This is a genomic window from Neobacillus niacini (genome assembly GCF_046591715.1).
Lineage (GTDB): Bacteria > Bacillota > Bacilli > Bacillales > Cytobacillaceae > Neobacillus > Neobacillus niacini_L.
Genome location: NZ_JAWVNQ010000001.1, coordinates 574,086 through 594,772 on the forward strand (window position 1 = coordinate 574,086; position 20,687 = coordinate 594,772).

The 20,687-nt window shown below is 37.7% G+C and carries 20 protein-coding genes; 19 read left to right on the forward strand and 1 reads right to left on the reverse strand.

Going from position 1 to position 20,687, the window contains the following annotated elements:
- Nucleotides 1-45 precede the first annotated feature (45 nt).
- The 18 genes from yfmF to SFC47_RS03045 all read left to right on the forward strand — a co-directional run bounded on the left by yfmF (nucleotide 46) and on the right by SFC47_RS03045 (nucleotide 19,298).
- The gene (gene yfmF / locus SFC47_RS02960) at nucleotides 46-1,326 is read left to right on the forward strand and encodes an EF-P 5-aminopentanol modification-associated protein YfmF (protein WP_411252761.1); all 1,281 of its coding nucleotides are present in this window, start codon (nucleotides 46-48) and stop codon (nucleotides 1,324-1,326) included.
- Nucleotides 1,326-2,615, forward strand: coding sequence for an EF-P 5-aminopentanol modification-associated protein YfmH (gene yfmH / locus SFC47_RS02965; RefSeq protein ID WP_411252762.1), 1,290 nt, complete (start codon nucleotides 1,326-1,328; stop codon nucleotides 2,613-2,615). The genes yfmF and yfmH overlap by 1 nt, the downstream gene beginning before the upstream one ends.
- A gap of 77 nt (nucleotides 2,616-2,692) precedes the next feature.
- Nucleotides 2,693-3,415, forward strand: a complete 723-nt coding sequence (ymfI, locus tag SFC47_RS02970; protein ID WP_411252763.1) for an elongation factor P 5-aminopentanone reductase — start codon at nucleotides 2,693-2,695, stop codon at nucleotides 3,413-3,415.
- 78 nt (nucleotides 3,416-3,493) lie between these two features.
- Nucleotides 3,494-3,751, forward strand: coding sequence for a DUF3243 domain-containing protein (locus SFC47_RS02975; protein WP_411252764.1), 258 nt, complete (start codon nucleotides 3,494-3,496; stop codon nucleotides 3,749-3,751).
- A 158-nt stretch (nucleotides 3,752-3,909) separates the two neighbouring features.
- Nucleotides 3,910-4,701: a DUF3388 domain-containing protein gene (locus SFC47_RS02980; protein ID WP_411252765.1), complete on the forward strand. Its 792-nt coding sequence runs from the start codon at nucleotides 3,910-3,912 to the stop codon at nucleotides 4,699-4,701.
- Nucleotides 4,702-4,721: 20 nt separating this feature from the next.
- Nucleotides 4,722-5,627: a helix-turn-helix domain-containing protein gene (locus SFC47_RS02985; RefSeq protein WP_411252766.1), complete on the forward strand. Its 906-nt coding sequence runs from the start codon at nucleotides 4,722-4,724 to the stop codon at nucleotides 5,625-5,627.
- A gap of 50 nt (nucleotides 5,628-5,677) precedes the next feature.
- Nucleotides 5,678-6,256, forward strand: a complete 579-nt coding sequence (gene pgsA / locus SFC47_RS02990) for a CDP-diacylglycerol--glycerol-3-phosphate 3-phosphatidyltransferase (protein WP_411252767.1) — start codon at nucleotides 5,678-5,680, stop codon at nucleotides 6,254-6,256.
- A gap of 17 nt (nucleotides 6,257-6,273) precedes the next feature.
- On the forward strand, nucleotides 6,274-7,527 hold the full coding sequence (locus SFC47_RS02995) for a competence/damage-inducible protein A (protein WP_411253608.1): 1,254 nt from the start codon (nucleotides 6,274-6,276) through the stop codon (nucleotides 7,525-7,527).
- Between the two features lie 879 nt (nucleotides 7,528-8,406).
- Nucleotides 8,407-9,447 (forward strand): recombinase RecA, encoded by a 1,041-nt coding sequence (gene recA, locus SFC47_RS03000; protein ID WP_411252768.1) that lies wholly within the window; start codon nucleotides 8,407-8,409, stop codon nucleotides 9,445-9,447.
- Between the two features lie 315 nt (nucleotides 9,448-9,762).
- On the forward strand, nucleotides 9,763-11,322 hold the full coding sequence (gene rny, locus SFC47_RS03005) for a ribonuclease Y (RefSeq protein WP_411252769.1): 1,560 nt from the start codon (nucleotides 9,763-9,765) through the stop codon (nucleotides 11,320-11,322).
- A gap of 393 nt (nucleotides 11,323-11,715) precedes the next feature.
- On the forward strand, nucleotides 11,716-12,513 hold the full coding sequence (locus SFC47_RS03010) for a TIGR00282 family metallophosphoesterase (protein WP_411252770.1): 798 nt from the start codon (nucleotides 11,716-11,718) through the stop codon (nucleotides 12,511-12,513).
- A gap of 173 nt (nucleotides 12,514-12,686) precedes the next feature.
- Nucleotides 12,687-12,947 (forward strand): stage V sporulation protein SpoVS, encoded by a 261-nt coding sequence (gene spoVS, locus SFC47_RS03015; RefSeq protein WP_003181955.1) that lies wholly within the window; start codon nucleotides 12,687-12,689, stop codon nucleotides 12,945-12,947.
- 466 nt (nucleotides 12,948-13,413) lie between these two features.
- The gene (locus SFC47_RS03020; RefSeq protein WP_411252771.1) at nucleotides 13,414-15,150 is read left to right on the forward strand and encodes a 2-oxoacid:acceptor oxidoreductase subunit alpha; all 1,737 of its coding nucleotides are present in this window, start codon (nucleotides 13,414-13,416) and stop codon (nucleotides 15,148-15,150) included.
- 2 nt (nucleotides 15,151-15,152) lie between these two features.
- Nucleotides 15,153-16,019 carry a 2-oxoacid:ferredoxin oxidoreductase subunit beta gene (locus SFC47_RS03025; protein WP_411252772.1) on the forward strand — a complete coding sequence of 289 codons (867 nt, stop codon included), beginning with the start codon at nucleotides 15,153-15,155 and terminating at the stop codon, nucleotides 16,017-16,019.
- Nucleotides 16,020-16,200: 181 nt separating this feature from the next.
- Nucleotides 16,201-17,745 carry a tRNA (N6-isopentenyl adenosine(37)-C2)-methylthiotransferase MiaB gene (gene miaB, locus SFC47_RS03030; protein WP_411252773.1) on the forward strand — a complete coding sequence of 515 codons (1,545 nt, stop codon included), beginning with the start codon at nucleotides 16,201-16,203 and terminating at the stop codon, nucleotides 17,743-17,745.
- 1 nt (nucleotide 17,746) lies between these two features.
- Complete coding sequence (locus SFC47_RS03035) at nucleotides 17,747-18,199, forward strand: YlbF/YmcA family competence regulator (protein WP_411252774.1); 453 nt, start codon at nucleotides 17,747-17,749, stop codon at nucleotides 18,197-18,199.
- A gap of 225 nt (nucleotides 18,200-18,424) precedes the next feature.
- Nucleotides 18,425-18,970: an outer spore coat protein CotE gene (locus SFC47_RS03040; protein WP_411253609.1), complete on the forward strand. Its 546-nt coding sequence runs from the start codon at nucleotides 18,425-18,427 to the stop codon at nucleotides 18,968-18,970.
- A 127-nt stretch (nucleotides 18,971-19,097) separates the two neighbouring features.
- The gene (locus SFC47_RS03045; protein ID WP_411252775.1) at nucleotides 19,098-19,298 is read left to right on the forward strand and encodes a hypothetical protein; all 201 of its coding nucleotides are present in this window, start codon (nucleotides 19,098-19,100) and stop codon (nucleotides 19,296-19,298) included.
- Nucleotides 19,299-19,327: 29 nt separating this feature from the next.
- Here the strand turns inward: SFC47_RS03045 and SFC47_RS03050 are convergent, their stop codons facing one another.
- The gene (locus SFC47_RS03050) at nucleotides 19,328-19,894 is read right to left on the reverse strand and encodes a GNAT family N-acetyltransferase (protein ID WP_411252776.1); all 567 of its coding nucleotides are present in this window, start codon (nucleotides 19,892-19,894) and stop codon (nucleotides 19,328-19,330) included.
- A 125-nt stretch (nucleotides 19,895-20,019) separates the two neighbouring features.
- On the opposite strand from SFC47_RS03050, the gene SFC47_RS03055 reads away from it, so the two are divergent.
- Complete coding sequence (locus SFC47_RS03055) at nucleotides 20,020-20,670, forward strand: protein kinase family protein (RefSeq protein ID WP_411252777.1); 651 nt, start codon at nucleotides 20,020-20,022, stop codon at nucleotides 20,668-20,670.
- Nucleotides 20,671-20,687: the final 17 nt, after the last annotated feature.

The window sequence follows — 20,687 nt, forward strand, 5'->3', positions numbered from 1 at the left end:
TACATATATAATAAGAAGGATTTGAAAACTTAAGGAGGTCTTCAAATGGATTCAACTGCTGAAAAAATTACTGCTATGCAGGGGTACAAACTCCATGTCATTGAAACAGATAAATATAAGACGAATACTTTTGTTTGGAAAATGAAAGCTCCATTGACAAAAGAAGATGTAACAAAAAGAGCATTGCTTCCTCAGGTTTTACAAAGCAGCTCCGCGAAATATCCATCCACAACTGCATTACGTTCATATTTAGATGAATTATATGGTGCCACGCTTTTTATTGATTTAGCAAAAAAAGGTGAATATCATATCATCAGTTTCACTCTTGAAATTGCGAATGAGAAATTCTTAAGTGATCCTGACCCATTATTGAAAAAAGGTTTTGAACTTCTATCAGAAGTTTTAACCAAGCCTAATGTTTTAGGTACTGCATTTGATCCTGATACGGTAAACAAAGAAAAGCGGTCTTTAAAGCAGCGTATTCAATCAGTGTATGATGATAAAATGCGTTATTCAAATGTCCGTCTTCTTCAAGAAATGTGTAAAGGGGAACCATATGCCCTTCAAGTGAATGGAGAGGCAGAGGATGTAGAAGGTATTAATCCTGAAAATCTATATGAATATTTTAAAAAGGCATTTTCTGAGGACGAAATGGATCTATATGTAATTGGAGATGTTAAAGAAGAAGAGGTGAAAGCCCTTGCCAATGACCTGCTTAAATTTGATAATCGTACTCCAAAAACTCTAGAATCAAAAGAGATTCAGAAAAAGGAGCAAGTTAAAGAAATAAAAGAAGAGCAGGATGTTAAACAAGGGAAATTAAATATTGGATATCGCACAAATATTGTCTATGGTGATTCCGATTATTTTGCTCTTCAATTGTTTAATGGAATCTTTGGAGGCTTTTCACACTCAAAGTTATTTATCAATGTACGTGAAAAGGCCAGTTTAGCATATTATGTTTCCAGCAGACTTGAAAGCCATAAAGGGTTAATGATGGTTATGTCTGGAATTGATTTAAAGAATTATGATCAGGCAGTAGGAATTATCCGCGATCAATTAGATGCCATGAAAAAAGGTGACTTTACTGACCAAGAATTAGTTCAAACGAAAGCAGTTATTCGGAATCAGATTCTTGAAACCATTGATACTTCAAGAGGATTAACAGAAATCCTTTACCATAACGTTGTCGCAGGTAAGGAAATTAAACTTGATCAGTGGATTACAGATATGGAGAAAACCACTAAGGAAGAAATTATTGCAGTTGCAAATAAAATTGAACTTGATACGATTTATTTCTTAACTGGAACGGAGGCGGTAAAATAATGGAAAAAATTAATTTTGACCAGCTTCAAGAAGAACTTTATCATGAACAGTTACCCAATGGTTTAAATGTATATATTTTACCTAAAAAAGGGTTTAATAAAACCTTTGCTACTTTTACCACGAAGTATGGGTCTATTGACAATAACTTCGTACCATTGGGAAAAGATGAATATGTAAAGGTACCGGATGGGATTGCCCATTTTCTTGAGCATAAACTTTTTGAAAAAGAAGATGGAGATGTATTTCAACAATTCAGCAAGCAGGGTGCTTCAGCTAATGCTTTCACCTCCTTTACACGTACTGCATATTTATTTTCCAGTACATCTGATGTTGAAAAAAACCTTGAGACATTAGTTGATTTTGTTCAAGATCCATACTTTTCAGAAAAAACGGTTGAAAAGGAAAAAGGGATTATCGGTCAGGAAATTACCATGTATGATGATAATCCAGACTGGCGGCTATATTTTGGCTTGATCCAAAACTTGTATCAAAATCATCCTGTAAAAATAGATATTGCTGGGACGATTGAATCCATCTCCCATATTACAAAGGATCTTCTGTATGAATGCTACAATACCTTCTATCACCCGAGTAATATGCTATTATTTATTGTTGGACCAGTTGATCCGGATAAATTTATGGGGCAGGTCAGAGAAAACCAAGCAAAAAAAGTTTACAAAGCCATGCCTGAGATTAAACGGAAATTTGAAGATGAACCCGTTCACACAGCAGAAACAAAACAGGTTCTTGAAATGAACGTGCAAACATCTAAATGCTTAATTGGGATGAAGGCACTTCATGTGGACCAAAAGGGTGCTGAGTTATTAAAGAATGAATTAACCATGAATGTATTGTTGGATTTGTTATTTGGAAAAAGCTCGGAAAATTACAACCAACTTTATAATGAAGGGTTGATTGATGAAACCTTTTCATATGACTATACACAGGAACAGGGATTTGGCTTTGCGATGATTGGCGGAGATACAGAAAATCCAGATAAACTTACTGAACAACTTAAAAATATGCTTTTCCATGCGAAAACTGCTGCTTCATTTACCGAAGAGCAATTGGAAAGAGCGAAAAAGAAGAAAATTGGGTCATTTCTGCGGGCAGTTAATTCTCCAGAGTATATTGCCAATCAGTTTACACGATATGCTTTTAATGACATGAATTTATTTGATGTCGTCCCTACTTTAGAGAAAATCACTTTAGATGATGTGAAGAAATTAGCTTCCGAAGTGATTTCGGAAGACCGTTTTTCAGTATGTCAGGTCATTCCTAAAAAATAAAGAGAAAGCGTCGCTAATCCGGCGCTTTTCTTTTCGATTAAAATTAGTTTTAGTTTATATAGAAAGAGTGAAATTTCGTGGAAAAATATGCATTAATTACGGGAGCAAGCGGCGGGATCGGACAAGCGGCAGCATTAAAACTGGCATCTCTAGGCTATCATTTATACTTACATTTTAATCAAAATAAAGCATCTATCCAAGGATTATTAGCACAACTTGAATCCTATGGAGGTGAATACATACCGATTCAAGCAAATCTAGAAGAGCCTGAGGGATATAAAAAGATTTGTTCTCAAATTTTCTCCCTAGACGCCATTATACATTGCAGCGGCAATAGCCATTATGGTCTCCTCGTTGACATGAAACAAGAAGAGGTAGAATCTATAATGAGAATTCATGTGATGAATCCCATCATGATAACAAAGGAACTGCTGCCAAAACTAATTAAAAAACGGTCAGGAAGTATAATCCTTATCTCGTCTATCTGGGGACAGACGGGTGCTTCTTGTGAAGTAGCTTACTCGGCAGCAAAAGGGGCCCAAATTTCATTTGTTAAGGCTTTAAGCAAAGAGGTTGCATTAAACGGGGTGCGTGTGAATGCCATAGCGCCTGGAGCAGTGGAAACCGCGATGATGGGTAAGTTCACCGAAGAAGATATTCAATTACTTCAATACGATATCCCAATGGGCAGGCTTGGCATACCGGAGGAGATTGCAAATGGTGTGAAGTTCTTACTATCAGATGAATCATCCTATATCACAGGACAAGTTCTGTCGATAAATGGCGGATGGTATACATAAATTATACATTTTTTCCGTGAATAAATCCCCTCACTCTAAAGCAAAATAACAATGTACAACTATAAAGGAGGGTTTAATATGTCTGTTTTAGATAACTGGAAACAATGGGAAGACTTTCTTGCTGACCGACTTCACCAAGCACAAAATGAAGGAATGAGCGAGGGGGCAATTAGTGCACTTGCCTTACAAATCGGTGATTATTTAGCAGATCAGGTAGAACCGAAAAATGAACAAGAAAGAATTCTCGCTGACTTATGGTCTGTTGCAGATAAAGAAGAGCAGCAAGCAATCGCCAACATTATGGTGAAATTAGTCCAAAATAATGGAACTCGTTAGGAAGAGAGGTTTAACCTCTCTTTTTTTTTGCGTATTTGAAGCAAAATATATTAAATAAGCATTGAGCTTGTTTTTGCTTTCATCTTCAATCAAAATCATATATTATTATGGATAGATAAGGAATTGAAAAATTTGTCGTTTAGTTTAGGAGGTTTTTTATGGAGAAGAAAGAGTGGTATTTAGAATATGAGATTCAAAAAAACCGTCCTGGATTACTGGGCGACATCTCATCTTTACTCGGAATGCTGTCAATTAATATTGTAACGATTAATGGAGTCGATGAAGGACGGCGCGGCTTATTAATCTTAGCAAAAGATGATAATCAAATTAAACGGTTAGAGTCAATTTTAAATACAATGGACACAATAAAAGTAATTAAGATTAGAGAACCAAAGCTTCGTGATCGGCTGGCAGTCAGACATGGACGGTACATACAACGTGATGCGGATGATAAGAAAACATTTAGATTTGTTCGAGATGAGCTTGGTTTATTAGTTGACTTTATGGCAGAATTATTTAAGCAGGAAGGACACAAACTAATAGGTATTCGCGGGATGCCGAGAGTGGGCAAAACAGAGTCCGTGGTTGCAGCAAGTGTCTGTGCCAATAAAAGATGGCTGTTCGTTTCTTCCACACTGCTTAAACAAACCATACGTAACCAATTGATACAAGACGAATACAACGCTGATAATTTGTTCATTCTAGATGGAATTGTATCAACCAAACGTGCAAGTGAACGACATTGGCAGCTTGTGCGAGAAATCATGCGTTTACCAGCGGTTAAAGTGGTCGAACATCCTGATATCTTTGTGCAAAACTCTGAGTATACGCTTGATGATTTTGATTACATTATCGAGTTACGAAACGGGGCTGACGAAGAAATTACATATGATATTGTCGATCAAAATAACTTATTCTCAGGCTCCGATTTTGGAGATTTTGGATTTTAATAATTGGAAGGTGTTAACAGGTGACTGAATTAGGTAATCGACTAAAAGAAGAGCGATTAGCCAAAGGATTAAGTTTAGAGGATTTACAGTCTCTCACTAAAATTCAAAAGCGGTATTTAATAGGTATTGAAGAAGGTAATTATTCCAGCATGCCAGGGAATTTTTATGTTCGAGCTTTTGTAAAGCAATATGCTGAAGCTCTTCAGCTAAATCCGGATGAAATCTTTGAGACGTATAAGAATGAAATACCTGCAACTCACAATGATGATTTACCAGAACAACTGTCTAGAGTAAAAACACGCAGGACGGTTTCAGATGGTTCATCGAAAATATTTGATATTATCCCAAAGGTATTAATCGGAGTCTTTATTGTCGGTGCTGCAGGGGTTCTGTATTATTTCATTGTGAATAACGTGGGTGACAAGGCAAATGATTTAATTAATAAAGAAAATGAACCTGTAAAGTTTGTCCGTTCTGATAATCTAGAAAAAGCAGATGAGGCCGAAAAAGACAAGCCGAAGGAAAATGAAAAAGAGAAAGAAAATGATGAAGAAAAGACGGTTGAGGAAACTCCTGTTGTAGAAGCGCCTAAACAAGAATTAACTGCCGTGCAAAACAGCGGAAAAAACTCTGTCTATGATTTGAAAAATGCAGAAAAATTTGTGGTGAAACTGGTCTCAATAGGGGAAACATGGGTGAGTGTTACAAATGGCAATGGTCAAACTAAGTTTCAAGGGATGTTAACAACCAATGGTACACAAAGTACGGAAGTAGATTTAACTGGGGAGACCAAAGCAACAATTGTTGTTGGGCGAACGCTTGATACTGAAATTTACGTAAATGACCAGAAGCTAGAGTATGCAATTGCACCTGCTGATGTGGTTCGTCAGAACATTACGATTCAATATGTTCCGAAGAACGAATAGTCATCTAGTGATGACTATTTTTCGTTCTAATATTATTTGGAGGCAAAACAATGAATGTACCAAATCAAATAACAATATCAAGGATACTATTAATACCTATATTCTTGATTATTATGCTTGCCCCCTTTGAATGGGGAAATATGCATCTGCTGGGAGCTGACCTTCCTGTAACCCATTTTGTGGGAGCATTAATTTTTATTTTTGCTTCTTCTACAGATTGGGTAGACGGCTACTATGCCCGAAAATATAATCTTGTTACAAATATGGGAAAATTCCTTGACCCGCTTGCTGATAAATTACTAGTCTCTGCTGCGCTGGTTGTCCTTGTTGATCTTGGATATGCAGCATCATGGATTGTCATTGTAATCATAAGCAGAGAATTTGCTGTCACAGGTCTTCGTTTATTACTCGTTGAGGGTGGAGAAGTGGTAGCGGCCAATAACCTGGGGAAAATCAAAACCTGGGCACAAATAATCGCAATTTCAGCACTCTTATTACATAACATTATTTTTGAAATGATTGGATTTCCATTTGATGACGTTGCATTATGGGTTGCATTAATTTTTACTGTCTGGTCTGGATGGGATTATTTTTCTAAGAATATGCATGTTTTCAAAAATTCTAAATAGAACTTAGGTGTCAGATGATGAATGCAGAAATTATTGCTGTTGGTTCTGAATTACTGCTGGGTCAAATTGTTAATAGTAATGCACGTTTTCTATCACAGCAGCTTGCTGTTTTAGGCATCAATGTTTTTTATCATACAGTTGTTGGTGATAATCCCGACCGATTAAGGTCAGCTATAGAGATTGCGGAAAAACGCTCAAATTTAATTATTTTTACTGGCGGACTTGGTCCGACGAAAGATGATTTAACAAAGGAAACGATTGCCCGCCATTTAGGGAAAGAGCTCGTAATGGACATAGCTGCATTAGAATCTATTGAACTCTTTTTTAAAAAGACAAACAGGGTAATGACAGAAAATAATAAGAAGCAGGCTCTTGTTCTGGAAGGTTCAACTATTCTTCAAAACAATCATGGGATGGCTCCGGGTATGATGGTCGAGAATGGTAATTGTATCTATATGCTATTACCTGGGCCCCCGAAAGAAATGGAGCCTATGTTTTTACAATTTGGCAGGGCTGCTCTATCAAATCAAGTAAAGACGAATGATAAAATTGTATCTAGAGTTTTAAGGTTCTTTGGAATCGGAGAGGCTTCGTTAGAAACTGAAATCATGGATTTAATAGAACAACAAACCAATCCAACGATTGCCCCGCTTGCAGCTGACGGAGAATGTACCTTAAGGCTAACGGCAAAGCACCAAGATATACAAACCGCAGAGTCGATGCTTGATGAAACTGAGAGTAAAATTAGAGCTCGTGCAGGGGAGTTTTTATATGGCTATGATAATACTTCTTTAGTTGCTGAATTAATGAAGCTTTTAAAAGAAAAAAACGTCAAAATTTCCGCTGCAGAGAGCCTGACTGGAGGATTGTTCCAACAGGAATTAACTAGTTTTCCTGGTGTTAGCTCAGTTTTCAAAGGCGGTGTGGTTTGTTACACCAATGAGGTTAAAGAGAAAGTCTTAGGCGTTAAAAAGGAAACAATTGAAAATTATGGTGTGGTAAGTCAAGAGTGTGCGAAAGAGCTGGCTGAAAATGTTGCGGCTCTAGTATCTGCTGATATAGGGATTAGTTTTACCGGTGTTGCCGGCCCAGATGAACTGGAGGGCAAGCCGGTTGGGACCGTATATATTGGTATTTCGATAAAAGGGAAGCAAACGGTAGTTGAAAAGCTTGAGCTTGGCGGTTCAAGAGAAGCAAACCGGACCCGATCAGTAAAATATGGCTGCTACTATTTAATAAAGCATTTGCAAGAATCACAGAAAGCTAACTAGAGCTCTCTGTGATTTTTTTGTCTTACTCGGGAGATACTCTCGGATAAGCAGGTTTACTCTCGCATAGCAGGAAACACTCTCGGATAATGAGAGTTTACTCTCGCATAGCGGAAAATACTCTCGGATAAGCAAAGCTTACTCTCGCATAGCGAGAAATACTCTCGGATAAGCAAGGTTAACTCTCGCATAGCGGGATATACTCTTGGATAAGCAAGGTTTACTCTCGCATAGTGGGAAACACTCTCGGATAAGCAAGGTTTACTCTCGCATAGCGGGAAACACTCTCGGATAAGCAAGGCCTTACTCTCGCATAGCGGGAAACACTCTCGGATAAGCAAGGTTTACTCTCGCATAGTGGGAAACACTCTCGGATAAGGAGAGTTTACTCTCGCATAGCGGAAAATACTCTCGGATAAGCAAAGCTTACTCTCGCATAGCGAGAAATACTCTCGGATAAGTAGTGTTTACTCTTGCATAGCGGAAAATACTCTCGGATAAGCAAGGCATACTCTCGCATAGCGGGAAACACTCTCGGATAAGCAAGGTTTACTCTCGCATAGTGGGAAACACTCTCGGATAAGGAGAGTTTACTCTCGCATAGCGGAAAATACTCTATGATAAGCAAAGTTACTCTCACAAACTTTGGGAAAGTCTGAAAATAGATAAAAAATGTAAATTTAGAGTTAAATAACTGTTGAAGTTGTGAAAATCCCTGGGGAATTACCTATTTTTACATGAGTATTAGATCCAAAAAAGTCGAATGAATGTTCGATTTTTTGCTGTACAAAAGTCTAAAAAGAGGTTATATTATTAATAGGATTTAAATTATAGATTTTGGCTATTAACTTTTTAGGTTTATATATAAAGGAGGAACTAGTAGTGACTGATCGTAAAGCGGCCTTAGAAATGGCGCTAAAACAGATTGAAAAGCAATTCGGAAAAGGTTCCATTATGAAAATGGGAGAGAAAACAGATACACGGATTTTAACAAGTCCTAGCGGATCACTAGCAATAGATTCAGCACTTGGAGTTGGCGGATATCCTAGAGGAAGAATTATCGAAATTTACGGTCCAGAAAGCTCTGGTAAAACAACTGTTGCCTTGCATGCAATCGCAGAAGTACAAGCTGCAGGTGGACAAGCTGCGTTTATTGACGCTGAGCATGCTCTGGATCCAGCATATGCACAAAAACTAGGTGTAAACATTGATGAGCTATTGTTATCCCAGCCAGACACTGGGGAACAAGCGCTAGAAATCGCAGAGGCACTTGTACGAAGCGGTGCAATTGATATTCTAGTAGTCGATTCCGTTGCAGCATTAGTTCCAAAAGCAGAAATTGAAGGAGAAATGGGAGATTCCCATATGGGCCTTCAAGCCCGCTTGATGTCTCAGGCACTCCGTAAACTTTCTGGTGTCATTAACAAATCAAAAACAATTGCAATCTTTATTAACCAGGTTCGTGAAAAAATTGGAGTTATGTTCGGGAACCCTGAAACAACTCCTGGTGGCCGTGCATTAAAATTCTACTCTACGATTCGTGTTGAGGTACGTCGTGGAGAAGCGTTAAAGCAAGGTACTGACGTAGTTGGAAACAAAACAAAGATTAAAGTTGTTAAGAATAAAGTTGCTCCTCCATTCCGTACAGCTGAAGTAGATATTATGTATGGTGAAGGAATTTCTAAAGAGGGCGAAATCATTGATATTGGCTCTGAATTAGACATCGTTCAAAAGAGCGGTTCTTGGTATTCATATAATGAAGAAAGAATCGGTCAAGGCCGTGAAAATGCAAAGACTTTCTTAAGGGAAAATCCAAGCGTTCGTCTTGAAATTCAACAAAAAATTCGTGCGCATTATGGCTTAGATGGTGAAAAGATTGTCACTGAAGCCGATGATGATGAGCAGTTTGAATTAATAGACTAACAAAAAAGCAAAACCTATTCAGGTTTTGCTTTTTTTAATAAATTGTATATTTAATAATATATTTGTATAATTATTCATTTGATAGCATTCTAACTATTGTTAAACTATGAACAAAGTCTAAATATTTCAAAAATGCTGTCAGGAGTTACCCTTGACAATGAATATACACACATTTACAATTAACATGTATATTTTACATTTTTGTTAATATTACAATGAAAAGCCTGGTGCTTGCTGTATGTTGAACCTAACCAATGTACATGCCGACACTTAAAAAAGTGTAACAAAAAGTTCATAGCAAGAGGAGGTGTAACGATGGAACCAATTACTATCATCTCCATTTTGCTTGGCATTATCGTCGGTGCCGTTGTTGGCTATTTTGTTCGTAAATCCATTGCTGAGGCAAAAATAGCAGGTGCAAAGAATGCTGCAGAGCAGATTCTTGAAGATGCAAAGCGTGACGCTGATTCATTGAAGAAAGAAGCTTTGCTTGAGGCAAAGGATGAAATTCACAAGCTTCGTACAGAAGCCGAACGTGAGGTTCGTGAACGAAGAAATGAACTGCAAAAACAAGAAAACCGTTTACTGCAAAGAGAAGAGAATTTAGATCGAAAGGATGAATCGTTAAATAAACGAGAAATTCTATTAGAAAAGAAGGATGATTCTCTAAACCAAAGACAACAGCATATTGAACAAATGGAAAGCAAAGTGGACGAGCTGGTACGAACACAACAAACTGAACTTGAACGTATTTCGAGTTTGACTCGTGAGGAAGCTAAATCCATCATTATCGATAAAATGGAGCAGGAATTAACCTATGACACTGCGATAATGATTAAGGAAAGTGAAAACCGCGCGAAAGAGGAAGCAGACAAAAAAGCGAAGGAAATTCTATCGCTAGCGATCCAGCGTTGCGCTGCTGACCATGTTGCGGAAACGACTGTATCTGTAGTCAACCTTCCGAATGATGAAATGAAAGGTCGTATAATTGGCCGTGAAGGAAGAAATATCCGTACGCTAGAAACGCTTACGGGAATTGATTTGATTATCGATGATACTCCAGAAGCTGTAATTCTATCAGGATTCGATCCTATTCGCCGTGAAACGGCTCGATTGGCTCTTGAAAAGTTAGTTCAAGACGGCCGTATCCATCCTGCACGGATTGAGGAAATGGTTGAAAAGTCACGCCGCGAAGTGGATGAATATATCCGTGAAGTGGGCGAACAAACGACCTTTGAAGTCGGTGTGCATGGATTACATCCGGATCTTATTAAAATCCTTGGACGTTTAAAATTCCGTACAAGTTACGGACAAAATGTTCTTAAGCACTCCATGGAGGTTGCACAGCTTTCAGGCCTATTGGCAGCAGAACTTGGTGAAGATGAAATTCTGGCACGTCGTGCAGGACTCCTACACGATATCGGCAAAGCAATTGACCATGAAGTGGAAGGAAGCCACGTTGAAATTGGAGTGGAGCTTGCAACTAAGTACAAGGAACACCCAGTTGTTATCAACAGTATAGCTTCTCACCATGGTGATACCGAGCCAACATCAACCATTGCTGTTCTAGTGGCTGCTGCTGATGCATTATCAGCCGCAAGACCGGGAGCACGTAGTGAAACGCTTGAGAACTACATCCGCCGTTTAGAAAAGCTGGAGGAAATTTCTGAGTCCTATGATGGTGTTGAGAAATCCTTCGCGATTCAAGCTGGCCGTGAGGTGCGGATTATTGTAAGACCTGATGCAGTAGATGACCTAGCTGCACATCGTTTGGCTCGAGATATTCGAAAACGAATCGAAGAAGAGCTTGATTATCCAGGACATATTAAAGTGACAGTCATCCGTGAAACACGGGCTGTGGAATACGCAAAATAAAGCGGTGCTTATGCACTGCTTTATTTTTTGTGGGTTTGTATAAAGAAGGTTGATTTGCTCTTTAGTAGTCAGCCAAGTAATAAGCGGAGACTTTCCGGCTAAATACAAAATTGAACTTGTTTCGGGGTGAATAAGGGGAGGATTTCCGGTTATTCAAAGCAAAATCCCTCATTTTCACGTTTTTTGAATCAATAGACGGAATCTCTCCGTCTATTTCAGCTTTTTTAAATCAAAATTTCAAAATAGGCGGAATTTTTCCGTCTATTGAATCTTCTTAATATAAAAATAACCTTTAACACCGCCTTTATGTAATGTAACGGGTAATGAGCGGTTAAATAAAACAAAAGTGTGATACAATTTATAGTAAATAAATGCATCACGAAAGGAATACATATGAACTTATTATTTATTGGAGATGTTGTTGGCTCACCAGGCAGAGATATGGTGAAAGAATATGTACCAAAAATTAAAGAAAAATACAGACCCAACTTTACAATCATTAATGGTGAAAATGCTGCAGGAGGAAGAGGGATAACTGAAAAGATCTACCGGGAGTTTTTGGGTTCTGGTGCGCAGGCTGTAACCCTGGGTAACCACGCATGGGATAACAAGGAGATTTTTGAATTTATTGAATCGGCAAAGAATATGGTACGGCCAGCAAATTTTCCTGAAGGCACCCCAGGTGATGGATTGAAATTTTTTAAAGTAAATGACTTAGAAGTTGCTGTTATTAATTTACAAGGGCGTACTTTTATGCCGCCTTTAGATTGTCCTTTTAAGAAAGCGGATGAATTAGTGGAAATGGCACATGAGAGAACACCTTTTATCTTTGTGGATTTTCATGCAGAAGCAACAAGTGAAAAACAAGCAATGGGCTGGTACTTAGATGGAAGGGTTTCGGCTGTAGTCGGTACACATACACACGTTCAAACGGCCGATAACCGAATTCTGCCTGGAGGCACAGGCTATTTAACAGATGTAGGGATGACAGGCCCTTATGACGGAATTCTTGGCATGGAAAGGGAAGCAGTCATTACAAAATTCCTTACAAGCCTGCCTGTACGATTTGAAGTTCCGAAAACGGGCAGAACCCAGCTTAGTGGAGTCTACATGGAACTAGACCGGAAAACTGGCAAGTGTAAAAAGATGGAAAGAATTCTAATAAGTGAGGATAATCCTTGGTATTCTTAACCTTCCAATTGTGGAAGGTTTATTTCTTTTTTAGCAATAAATAAGCACTTTTTTTGTCCAAGCCGGAATATGTCTTTTGCAGAATGAATATAGTAGCAGTGGAAACTTATATACCTGATTTGCTCATGAAACTGCTCATGCCAGGATCGGGATTATACAAGGGGGAGCTAGGAATGGAAATATTAAAAGTTTCAGCAAAATCTAATCCTAATTCTGTAGCTGGTGCACTTGCTGGAGTTCTGCGTGAAAGAGGTGCAGCAGAAATACAGGCGATTGGTGCAGGTGCATTGAATCAAGCTGTTAAGGCAGTAGCGATTGCAAGAGGATTTGTAGCACCTAGCGGAGTTGATTTGATTTGCATCCCTGCGTTCACTGATATTCAGATAGATGGTGAAGAACGCACGGCAATAAAGCTTATTGTTGAACCAAGATGAAAGAGATAGAATTAATGATGTGAGACAAGATGAATAATACAAACATTTACCTGCTTAGTTTATAAGCAGGTTTTTTTATATACAAATTAATATAATAATGTTATTCTAGTATAAATGAAAACGTTTTCCACGATAAAGCGATAAAGTATAATATTTTATTAGATTTATTAAAAAATCGCATAACAGCAGGCTTTTACAGCATTTTTAAACTGAGATATGCATTTTAACAAAAAGTCAATTTTTTAAATATAAAAAAATATTCATATTTTAGACAATATTTCGTGTGAAAGGGTTGCAATTTTTGGTTTAGAGGTCTAGAATTGTAAGCGTTTAGTACATCTCTAGTTTCAATTGATTTTGTCTTTAAAGCATTAAAGAGCTAAAATCTAGTGAATTACTCGGAATTGTGCTACACTATTTATGAGTTATAAAATATATTTTTTACATATCCAAAGGGGTGTAAGTCATGATCAATCAACTTTCGTGGAAAGTTGGCGGACAACAAGGGGAAGGTATTGAAAGTACAGGGGAAATATTTGCTATTGCATTGAATCGCCTCGGTTATTACTTGTATGGTTATCGTCACTTTTCATCTCGTATTAAAGGCGGTCATACAAATAACAAAATCAGAGTAAGTACGACAGAAGTTCGTTCAATCTCTGATGATCTTGATGTTCTTGTCGCTTTTGACCAAGAAACGATCGATTTAAACTACAAAGAGCTTCATGCGAAAGGTATTATTCTTGCGGATGCGAAATTTACGCCGAAGAAACCAGAAGATACACAAGCATCATTGTATGCGGTTCCATTCACAGAAATCGCTACTGAATTAGGAACATCCCTAATGAAAAACATGGTAGCTATTGGTGCAACATCTGCTGTCTTGAATCTTGATATTCATGTTTTTGAAGAAGTAGTTCAAGAGATTTTCGGTAAAAAAGGTGCTCAAGTAGTTGCGAAGAACATGGACGCCATTAAAGCTGGATTTGATTATATGAAAAAACAGCTTGTGGATGGCATTGAAATAATGGAACTTGAAAAGGCTGACGGCAAGAAGCGTATGTTCATGATTGGAAATGACGCTATTGCATTAGGAGCTGTAGCCGCTGGATGTCGTTTCATGGCTGCATACCCAATAACACCAGCTTCTGAAATAATGGAATATTTAATTAAAAAGCTTCCGGCTCTTGGCGGAACAGTTATTCAAACAGAAGATGAAATTGCTGCATGTACAATGGCTATTGGTGCTAACTATGCTGGTGTCCGTACGATTACAGCATCTGCTGGTCCTGGACTATCATTGAAAATGGAAGCAATTGGTCTTTCAGGTATTACTGAAACTCCGCTTGTTGTGGTTGATACTCAGCGTGGCGGTCCATCTACAGGATTACCAACGAAGCAAGAACAGTCAGATTTAATGGCCATGATCTATGGTACACATGGAGAAATTCCAAAAATCGTTATGGCTCCAAGTACCGTAGAAGAGGCTTTCTACGATACAACTGAAGCATTTAACCTTGCTGAAGAATATCAATGTCCTGTAATCGTTCTAACAGATCTTCAACTATCTCTAGGTAAGCAGACTGTTGAACCTTTAAGCATGGATAAAGTGGAAATCAGACGTGGAAAGCTTGTGACGGATGAAATTCCTGAGAATGAAAATAAAGCGTATTTCAAGCGTTATGAAGTTACACAAGATGGTGTTTCACCACGTGTTATTCCTGGTATGAAAAATGGTATTCACCATGTAACAGGTGTTGAACATGATGAAACAGGAAAACCTTCTGAATCGGCGGCAAACCGAAACGCTCAAATGGACAAGCGATTCCGAAAAATTGAAAATATTCGTTTTAATACACCAGTGTATAAAAACGTTAAGCACGAAGAAGCTGACATTTTACTAGTTGGTTTTAATTCAACTAGAGGTGTTATCGAAGAGGCTATGGTTCGTCTAGAAAGTGATGGAGTGAAAGTAAATCACGCGCATATTCGTTTGATTCACCCATTCCCAACAGACGAAGTATTACCACTTGTTCGCTCAGCAAAGAAAGTAGTTGTTGTTGAGAACAACGCTACTGGACAATTGGCAAACATTATGAAGATGAATGTTGGTCATGCTGAAAAGATTATTAAACATTTAAAATATGACGGTAATCCGTTCCTGCCACACGAAGTATATACAAAATGTAAGGAGTTGTTCTAAACATGGCCACTTTTAAAGACTTTAGAAATAATGTAAAACCGAACTGGTGCCCTGGCTGTGGCGACTTCTCTGTACAAGCGGCAATGCAGCGTGCAGCAGCGAATGTAGGTCTAGAACCTGAAAACTTAGCTGTTATTTCTGGTATTGGATGTTCTGGCCGTATCTCTGGATACATTAATTCATATGGCTTCCATGGTATTCATGGACGTTCATTACCAATCGCACAAGGTGTAAAAATGGCAAATCGTGATTTAACAGTTATCGCTTCTGGCGGTGACGGAGACGGTTTTGCGATTGGGATGGGTCATACTATTCATGCTATCCGTCGTAATGTTGATATCACATATATTGTTATGGATAACCAAATCTATGGTTTAACAAAAGGACAAACGTCCCCACGTTCAGCTACCGGCTTTAAAACAAAATCATCACCGCTAGGTTCGATTGAACAACCGATTTCGCCAATGGAGATGGCTTTAACAGCTGGTGCGACATTTGTAGCGCAAAGCTTCTCAACTGATCTTAAAGACTTAACTGCTTTAATTGAAGCAGGTATTAAGCATAAAGGATTCTCTTTAATTAACGTATACAGTCCATGTGTTACCTATAACAAAGTCAACACATATGACTGGTTTAAAGAAAACCTAACAAAACTAAGCGATATCGAAGGGTATGATCCTTCAAACCGCGAAGAAGCTATGCAGACATTGATGAAGCATAATGGCTTAGTTACTGGTTTAATTTACCAAAACACAGAACGCCAATCTTATCAGGAACTAATCAATGGTTTCTCTGAAACTCCTTTATCAAAGGCTGATTTGAATCTTGACCAGAATTATTTTGATAAATTAGTTAACGAATTTATGTAAGTTCTATAGAATAGTCCCGTAGTGAATGCTACGGGATTTTCTATTGTTTTCATGCCTATTAACCTTTATACTATAATAATGTGCAGAGTTGTGTTAGATATGATCCTAATACACTAGTACAGGGAAAAAATTAACTTTTCATAGACAAATTTTATATTGTTTGAAAGGAGATTTATTATTCATGAATGAAAAACAACGTGTAGATGCCGGTCAAATTGAAGCTGCTAATTCTTCGGACAAAAAATCCGCCAAGGATTACAGTAAATACTTTGAGCAGGTAATTACGGCACCTTCTTTAAAAGACGCTAAAAAGCGCGGGAAAGAAGAAGTGAAGTATCATAACGACTTCTCTATTCCTGAAGAATTCCGTGGTATGGGAGAAGGCCGTAAGTTTTATATCCGTACCTATGGCTGTCAAATGAATGAACATGATACTGAAGTAATGGCGGGGATTTTCTTAGCTTTGGGCTATGAGCCAACAGATTCTACAGAGGATGCCAATGTGATACTCCTTAATACTTGTGCCATTCGTGAGAATGCTGAAAACAAAGTGTTTGGTGAATTAGGTCATTTAAAGCATTTGAAGCTGGAAAAGCCAGATTTGCTTCTAGGTGTTTGCGGATGTATGTCACAAGAAGAATCAGTCGTTAATAAGATTCTAAAAACATACAACCAAGTTGACATGATCTTTGGTACACATAACATTCACCGTTTACCAAATATCCTTAATGAAGCATATATGTCAAAGGAAATGGTTGTTGAAGTTTGGTCAAAAGAAGGCGACGTTATTGAAAATCTGCCAAAGGTAAGACGTGGCAATATTAAGGCATGGGTTAACATTATGTACGGCTGTGACAAATTCTGTACCTATTGTATTGTTCCATATACTCGTGGTAAAGAACGAAGCCGTCGTCCTGAAGAGATTATCCAAGAAGTACGCCATTTAGCGGCACAGGGCTATCAGGAAGTTACTCTATTGGGTCAAAACGTAAATGCATACGGAAAAGATTTAGAAGGTGTGAAATATGGCCTAGGTGACCTCATGGATGAATTACGGAAGATCGATATTCCTCGAATTCGTTTTACGACAAGTCACCCGCGTGATTTTGATGACCATTTAATTGAAGTCCTTGCAAAAGGCGGAAACCTAATGGATCATATTCACCTGCCTGTTCAATCTGGATCAACCGATGTATTAAAAATTATGGCTCGAAAATATACAAGAGAACAATATTTAGAGCTTGTTCGCAAAATTAAAGCTGCTATTCCAAATGTTGCTCTAACTACTGATATTATCGTTGGTTATCCAAATGAAACGGATGAACAATTTGAAGAAACAATGTCATTATATCGTGAAGTGGGCTATGAACTAGCTTATACATTTATTTATTCACCTCGTGAAGGTACACCTGCTGCAAAAATGCAGGATAATGTTCCGATGGAAGTAAAGAAAGAACGACTTCAGCGTTTAAATGCTTTAGTTAATGAGCTATCTGCAGAAGCAATGAAAAAATATAAGGGACAGATTGTTGAGGTTCTTGTTGAAGGGGAAAGCAAGAACAATCCTGATGTCCTCGCAGGATATACATCTAGAAACAAGCTTGTGAATTTTGCTGCTCCTAAATCAGCAATCGGCAAAATTATTAAAGTTAGAATAACAGACGCAAAAACATGGTCATTAAACGGAGAAATGGTGGAAGAATTAGAACCGGCAGAGGTGAAGTAAAGTGGCGAAGTATACAAAAGACGATATCATCGCGCGTGCTCAAGAATTAGCACGTATGATTGCAGAAACAGAGGAAGTTGATTTTTTTAAACGTGCGGAAGCACAGATTCACGTAAACCCAAAGGTTAGTACACTAATATCAGATATTAAGGGTTTGCAAAAGCAAGCTGTTAACCTGCAGCATTATGGTAAACCAGAAGCATTAAAAAAGGTCGAAGATAAAATCGCTTCAATTGAACAAGAACTTGACGATATTCCGGTTGTTCAGGAATTCAAACAGTCACAAATTGAAGTAAATGAATTGCTTCAGTTAATTGCCACAACCATCTCAAATAAGGTGACAGATGTCATTATTGAATCAACCGGTGGAGATGTATTAAAAGGTGAAACAGGTGCAAGTGTAAGAAATGGCGGATCTTGTGGGAACCACGATGACCATGACCACCAACATTAAATAAATCTAACCAGGCTTAGTTATAAGCCTGGTTATTTTTTTTTGCATTGGTTCCGTTGTAAATCCTTCTGACATAAATACATGCCTATTTGTAACCTACATAAGACTCCCGCATAAAATGAACTATGACTAAACTTTTAACCAGTATTCTCAGAAATATATCGCACACTAGTCTAAAAAATTGCATAGGATGAAATGAAAATGAAAGAGGAGGTTTCGCGCGAAATGGGAGAATACAGAGAGATAATTGTTAAGGCCGTAGTAGCGAAAGGGCGTAAATTCACCAATTCCAATCATACGATTAGCCCGGCACATAGTCCAACCAGCATACTTGGCTGTTGGATTATCAACCATAAATACAACGCGAAAAAAGTCGGCAAAACTGTAGAAATACACGGCTCTTATGACATCAATGTATGGTACTCATACAATGACAATACCAGAACAGAGGTTGTTACTGAATGTGTAAAATATACAGATGTCATTAAGTTGAAATACCGTGATCATGATTGCCTGGATGACAATGAGATTTGTGCTCGTGTTCTGCAACAGCCTAATTGTTGTGAAGCAGTCATCTCCCCAAATGGTAATCGAATCATTGTCCATGTCGAAAAGGAATTCCTAGTGGAAGTTATTGGTGAAACAAAAGTATGTGTCGCCATTAATCCAAAGGGCTGCCATGATGATGACGATGATTGGGGATATGATGTTGATGACGAGGAATTTGAGGAACTAAACCCAGATTTCTTGCTTGGAGTCGAAGAAGAATAACCATACTAGGAAGTTTCTACTTCCTAGTTTTTTCTTTATAAAAATAGTATGATTATTCTATAAGAGAAATAATGTATGATAAAAAGAAAAATCAGCATGCTATTTTTTAGGAGGTGTCAAAGACGAAATGGAGCCTAGACAACCTGGAAATAACAAATTGCCTGATTTCGATCAATTAAACGACAGGATTATTGCCGAACAGCCCTCGGAGCCGCATTTGATAATTAAGACCAATCTGGACCCAGTGGATTCTACTGAAAACAACCCTTATTATCAGGGGAAGGAAACCAGTAATCCGAAAGCTTTTAAAGACTATTTTGAAGAATGATGAAAGCCAGGGATACCTGGCTTTATTTTTTATGGAGTTGAGATTCTACGATTGTTTTCTTCCCATTCCCTTTTTAGCAATGATAACATATAGGTATGATGAAACTGATTGTTTTGGTGTAAATAATCCCGTAATAGTCCTTCTTTCATAAAACCTAACTTCTCTAAGAGTTTGAGTGATGCCTTGTTCTCAGGAAACACAACTGCTCCAATCCGATTTAATTCCAAATCACAAAAGCTGTATGTAATGACCTCTTTGATAGCCTCCGAGGCATATCCGTTTCTCCAGTAATTTGGATGCAGCTCGTAGCCAATTTCAGTTTTCTTATTTTTAAGCTGTAAACCATTAAGACCTAAAGTCCCAATAAAGGTCTCTTCCTTTTTTAGGATCATTCCCCATCGAATAGAACGTTTTTCATAAAATCCTTTTTGGAACATGTCAATTAACTTACTTGCCTCTTCTTTTGATGTAAAGGAGTCAGACCCATAGTATTTTGTTACTTCCTCTAATGAAAATATTTCGAACAGTTTTTCAGCGTAATCTTGTGTAATGTGGACTAGTTTTAATCGTTCAGTTTCTAATATTGGAAAATTCATTTTTCCACCTCATCATTAAATAGAAAATTTTTCTTTATTATATTGAATATTTTATCTATTCTAAGTGTATATCGGATATATACTAAAATAAAGAATTATTAATCACTTTCATTCTGAGGTGTGTAATGAAAATAGAGAAATATATAAAATTGATAGGAAATGAATTGCTGCCTAATATCCACCTATCCACAGAAGGTCCATTTGATCCAATTGTTGTGAAGAATTCCTCGAATACGTGGAAAACCATCGGAAGTGGAAATTATGCAGGTGTTTTTTTACATCAGTCCAACCCTAAATGGGTGGTTAAGGTCTATGGAAGAAAACCTGAGGATTTAAAAAAGGAAGTGGATGTATACAAAAGGCTGGGTAACCATGAATCCTTTTCCTCCTTGATTGACTATGGAGAGAATTATTTGATTTTAAAAAGGATAGATGGAATGAATTTGTTTGATGCAGTTGTAAAGGGCATAGTGATACCAGAGTCTGTCATTCGAGATGTTGATGAGGGAATACTCTATGCTAGGTCAAGGGGATTAAATCCGTATGATGTTCATGGGAAAAATGTTGTTATGAGTAATGGGAGAGGCTATATTGTAGATGTTTCAGATTTTTATAAGCAGGGTAAATGCCGTAAATGGGATGACTTGAAAAAAGCGTATTACAAAATTTATCTGCCGTTTATTTATAAATATCACCCGCCCATTCCATTCTTTATTGTTAATAGCGTTAGAAGAGGTTATCGATTATACAGAAAAATAAAAAAGGGAAATATTTAAAAGTCCATATTTCCCTT

What these genes read in the sequence shown, in the direction of transcription:
- SFC47_RS02995 (WP_411253608.1), top strand. Translation starts at nt 6,274, where the DNA reads ATGAATGCAGAAATTATTGCTGTTGGTTCTGAATTACTGCTGGGTCAA.
- SFC47_RS03025 (WP_411252772.1), top strand. Translation starts at nt 15,153, where the DNA reads ATGGCCACTTTTAAAGACTTTAGAAATAATGTAAAACCGAACTGGTGC.
- SFC47_RS03045 (WP_411252775.1), top strand. Translation starts at nt 19,098, where the DNA reads ATGGAGCCTAGACAACCTGGAAATAACAAATTGCCTGATTTCGATCAA.
- SFC47_RS02980 (WP_411252765.1), top strand. Translation starts at nt 3,910, where the DNA reads ATGGAGAAGAAAGAGTGGTATTTAGAATATGAGATTCAAAAAAACCGT.
- yfmF (WP_411252761.1), top strand. Translation starts at nt 46, where the DNA reads ATGGATTCAACTGCTGAAAAAATTACTGCTATGCAGGGGTACAAACTC.
- SFC47_RS03055 (WP_411252777.1), top strand. Translation starts at nt 20,020, where the DNA reads ATGAAAATAGAGAAATATATAAAATTGATAGGAAATGAATTGCTGCCT.
- yfmH (WP_411252762.1), top strand. Translation starts at nt 1,326, where the DNA reads ATGGAAAAAATTAATTTTGACCAGCTTCAAGAAGAACTTTATCATGAA.
- miaB (WP_411252773.1), top strand. Translation starts at nt 16,201, where the DNA reads ATGAATGAAAAACAACGTGTAGATGCCGGTCAAATTGAAGCTGCTAAT.
- rny (WP_411252769.1), top strand. Translation starts at nt 9,763, where the DNA reads ATGGAACCAATTACTATCATCTCCATTTTGCTTGGCATTATCGTCGGT.
- SFC47_RS03020 (WP_411252771.1), top strand. Translation starts at nt 13,414, where the DNA reads ATGATCAATCAACTTTCGTGGAAAGTTGGCGGACAACAAGGGGAAGGT.
- SFC47_RS03050 (WP_411252776.1), bottom strand. Translation starts at nt 19,894, where the DNA reads ATGAATTTTCCAATATTAGAAACTGAACGATTAAAACTAGTCCACATT.
- spoVS (WP_003181955.1), top strand. Translation starts at nt 12,687, where the DNA reads ATGGAAATATTAAAAGTTTCAGCAAAATCTAATCCTAATTCTGTAGCT.
- SFC47_RS03010 (WP_411252770.1), top strand. Translation starts at nt 11,716, where the DNA reads ATGAACTTATTATTTATTGGAGATGTTGTTGGCTCACCAGGCAGAGAT.
- pgsA (WP_411252767.1), top strand. Translation starts at nt 5,678, where the DNA reads ATGAATGTACCAAATCAAATAACAATATCAAGGATACTATTAATACCT.
- SFC47_RS03040 (WP_411253609.1), top strand. Translation starts at nt 18,425, where the DNA reads ATGGGAGAATACAGAGAGATAATTGTTAAGGCCGTAGTAGCGAAAGGG.
- SFC47_RS02975 (WP_411252764.1), top strand. Translation starts at nt 3,494, where the DNA reads ATGTCTGTTTTAGATAACTGGAAACAATGGGAAGACTTTCTTGCTGAC.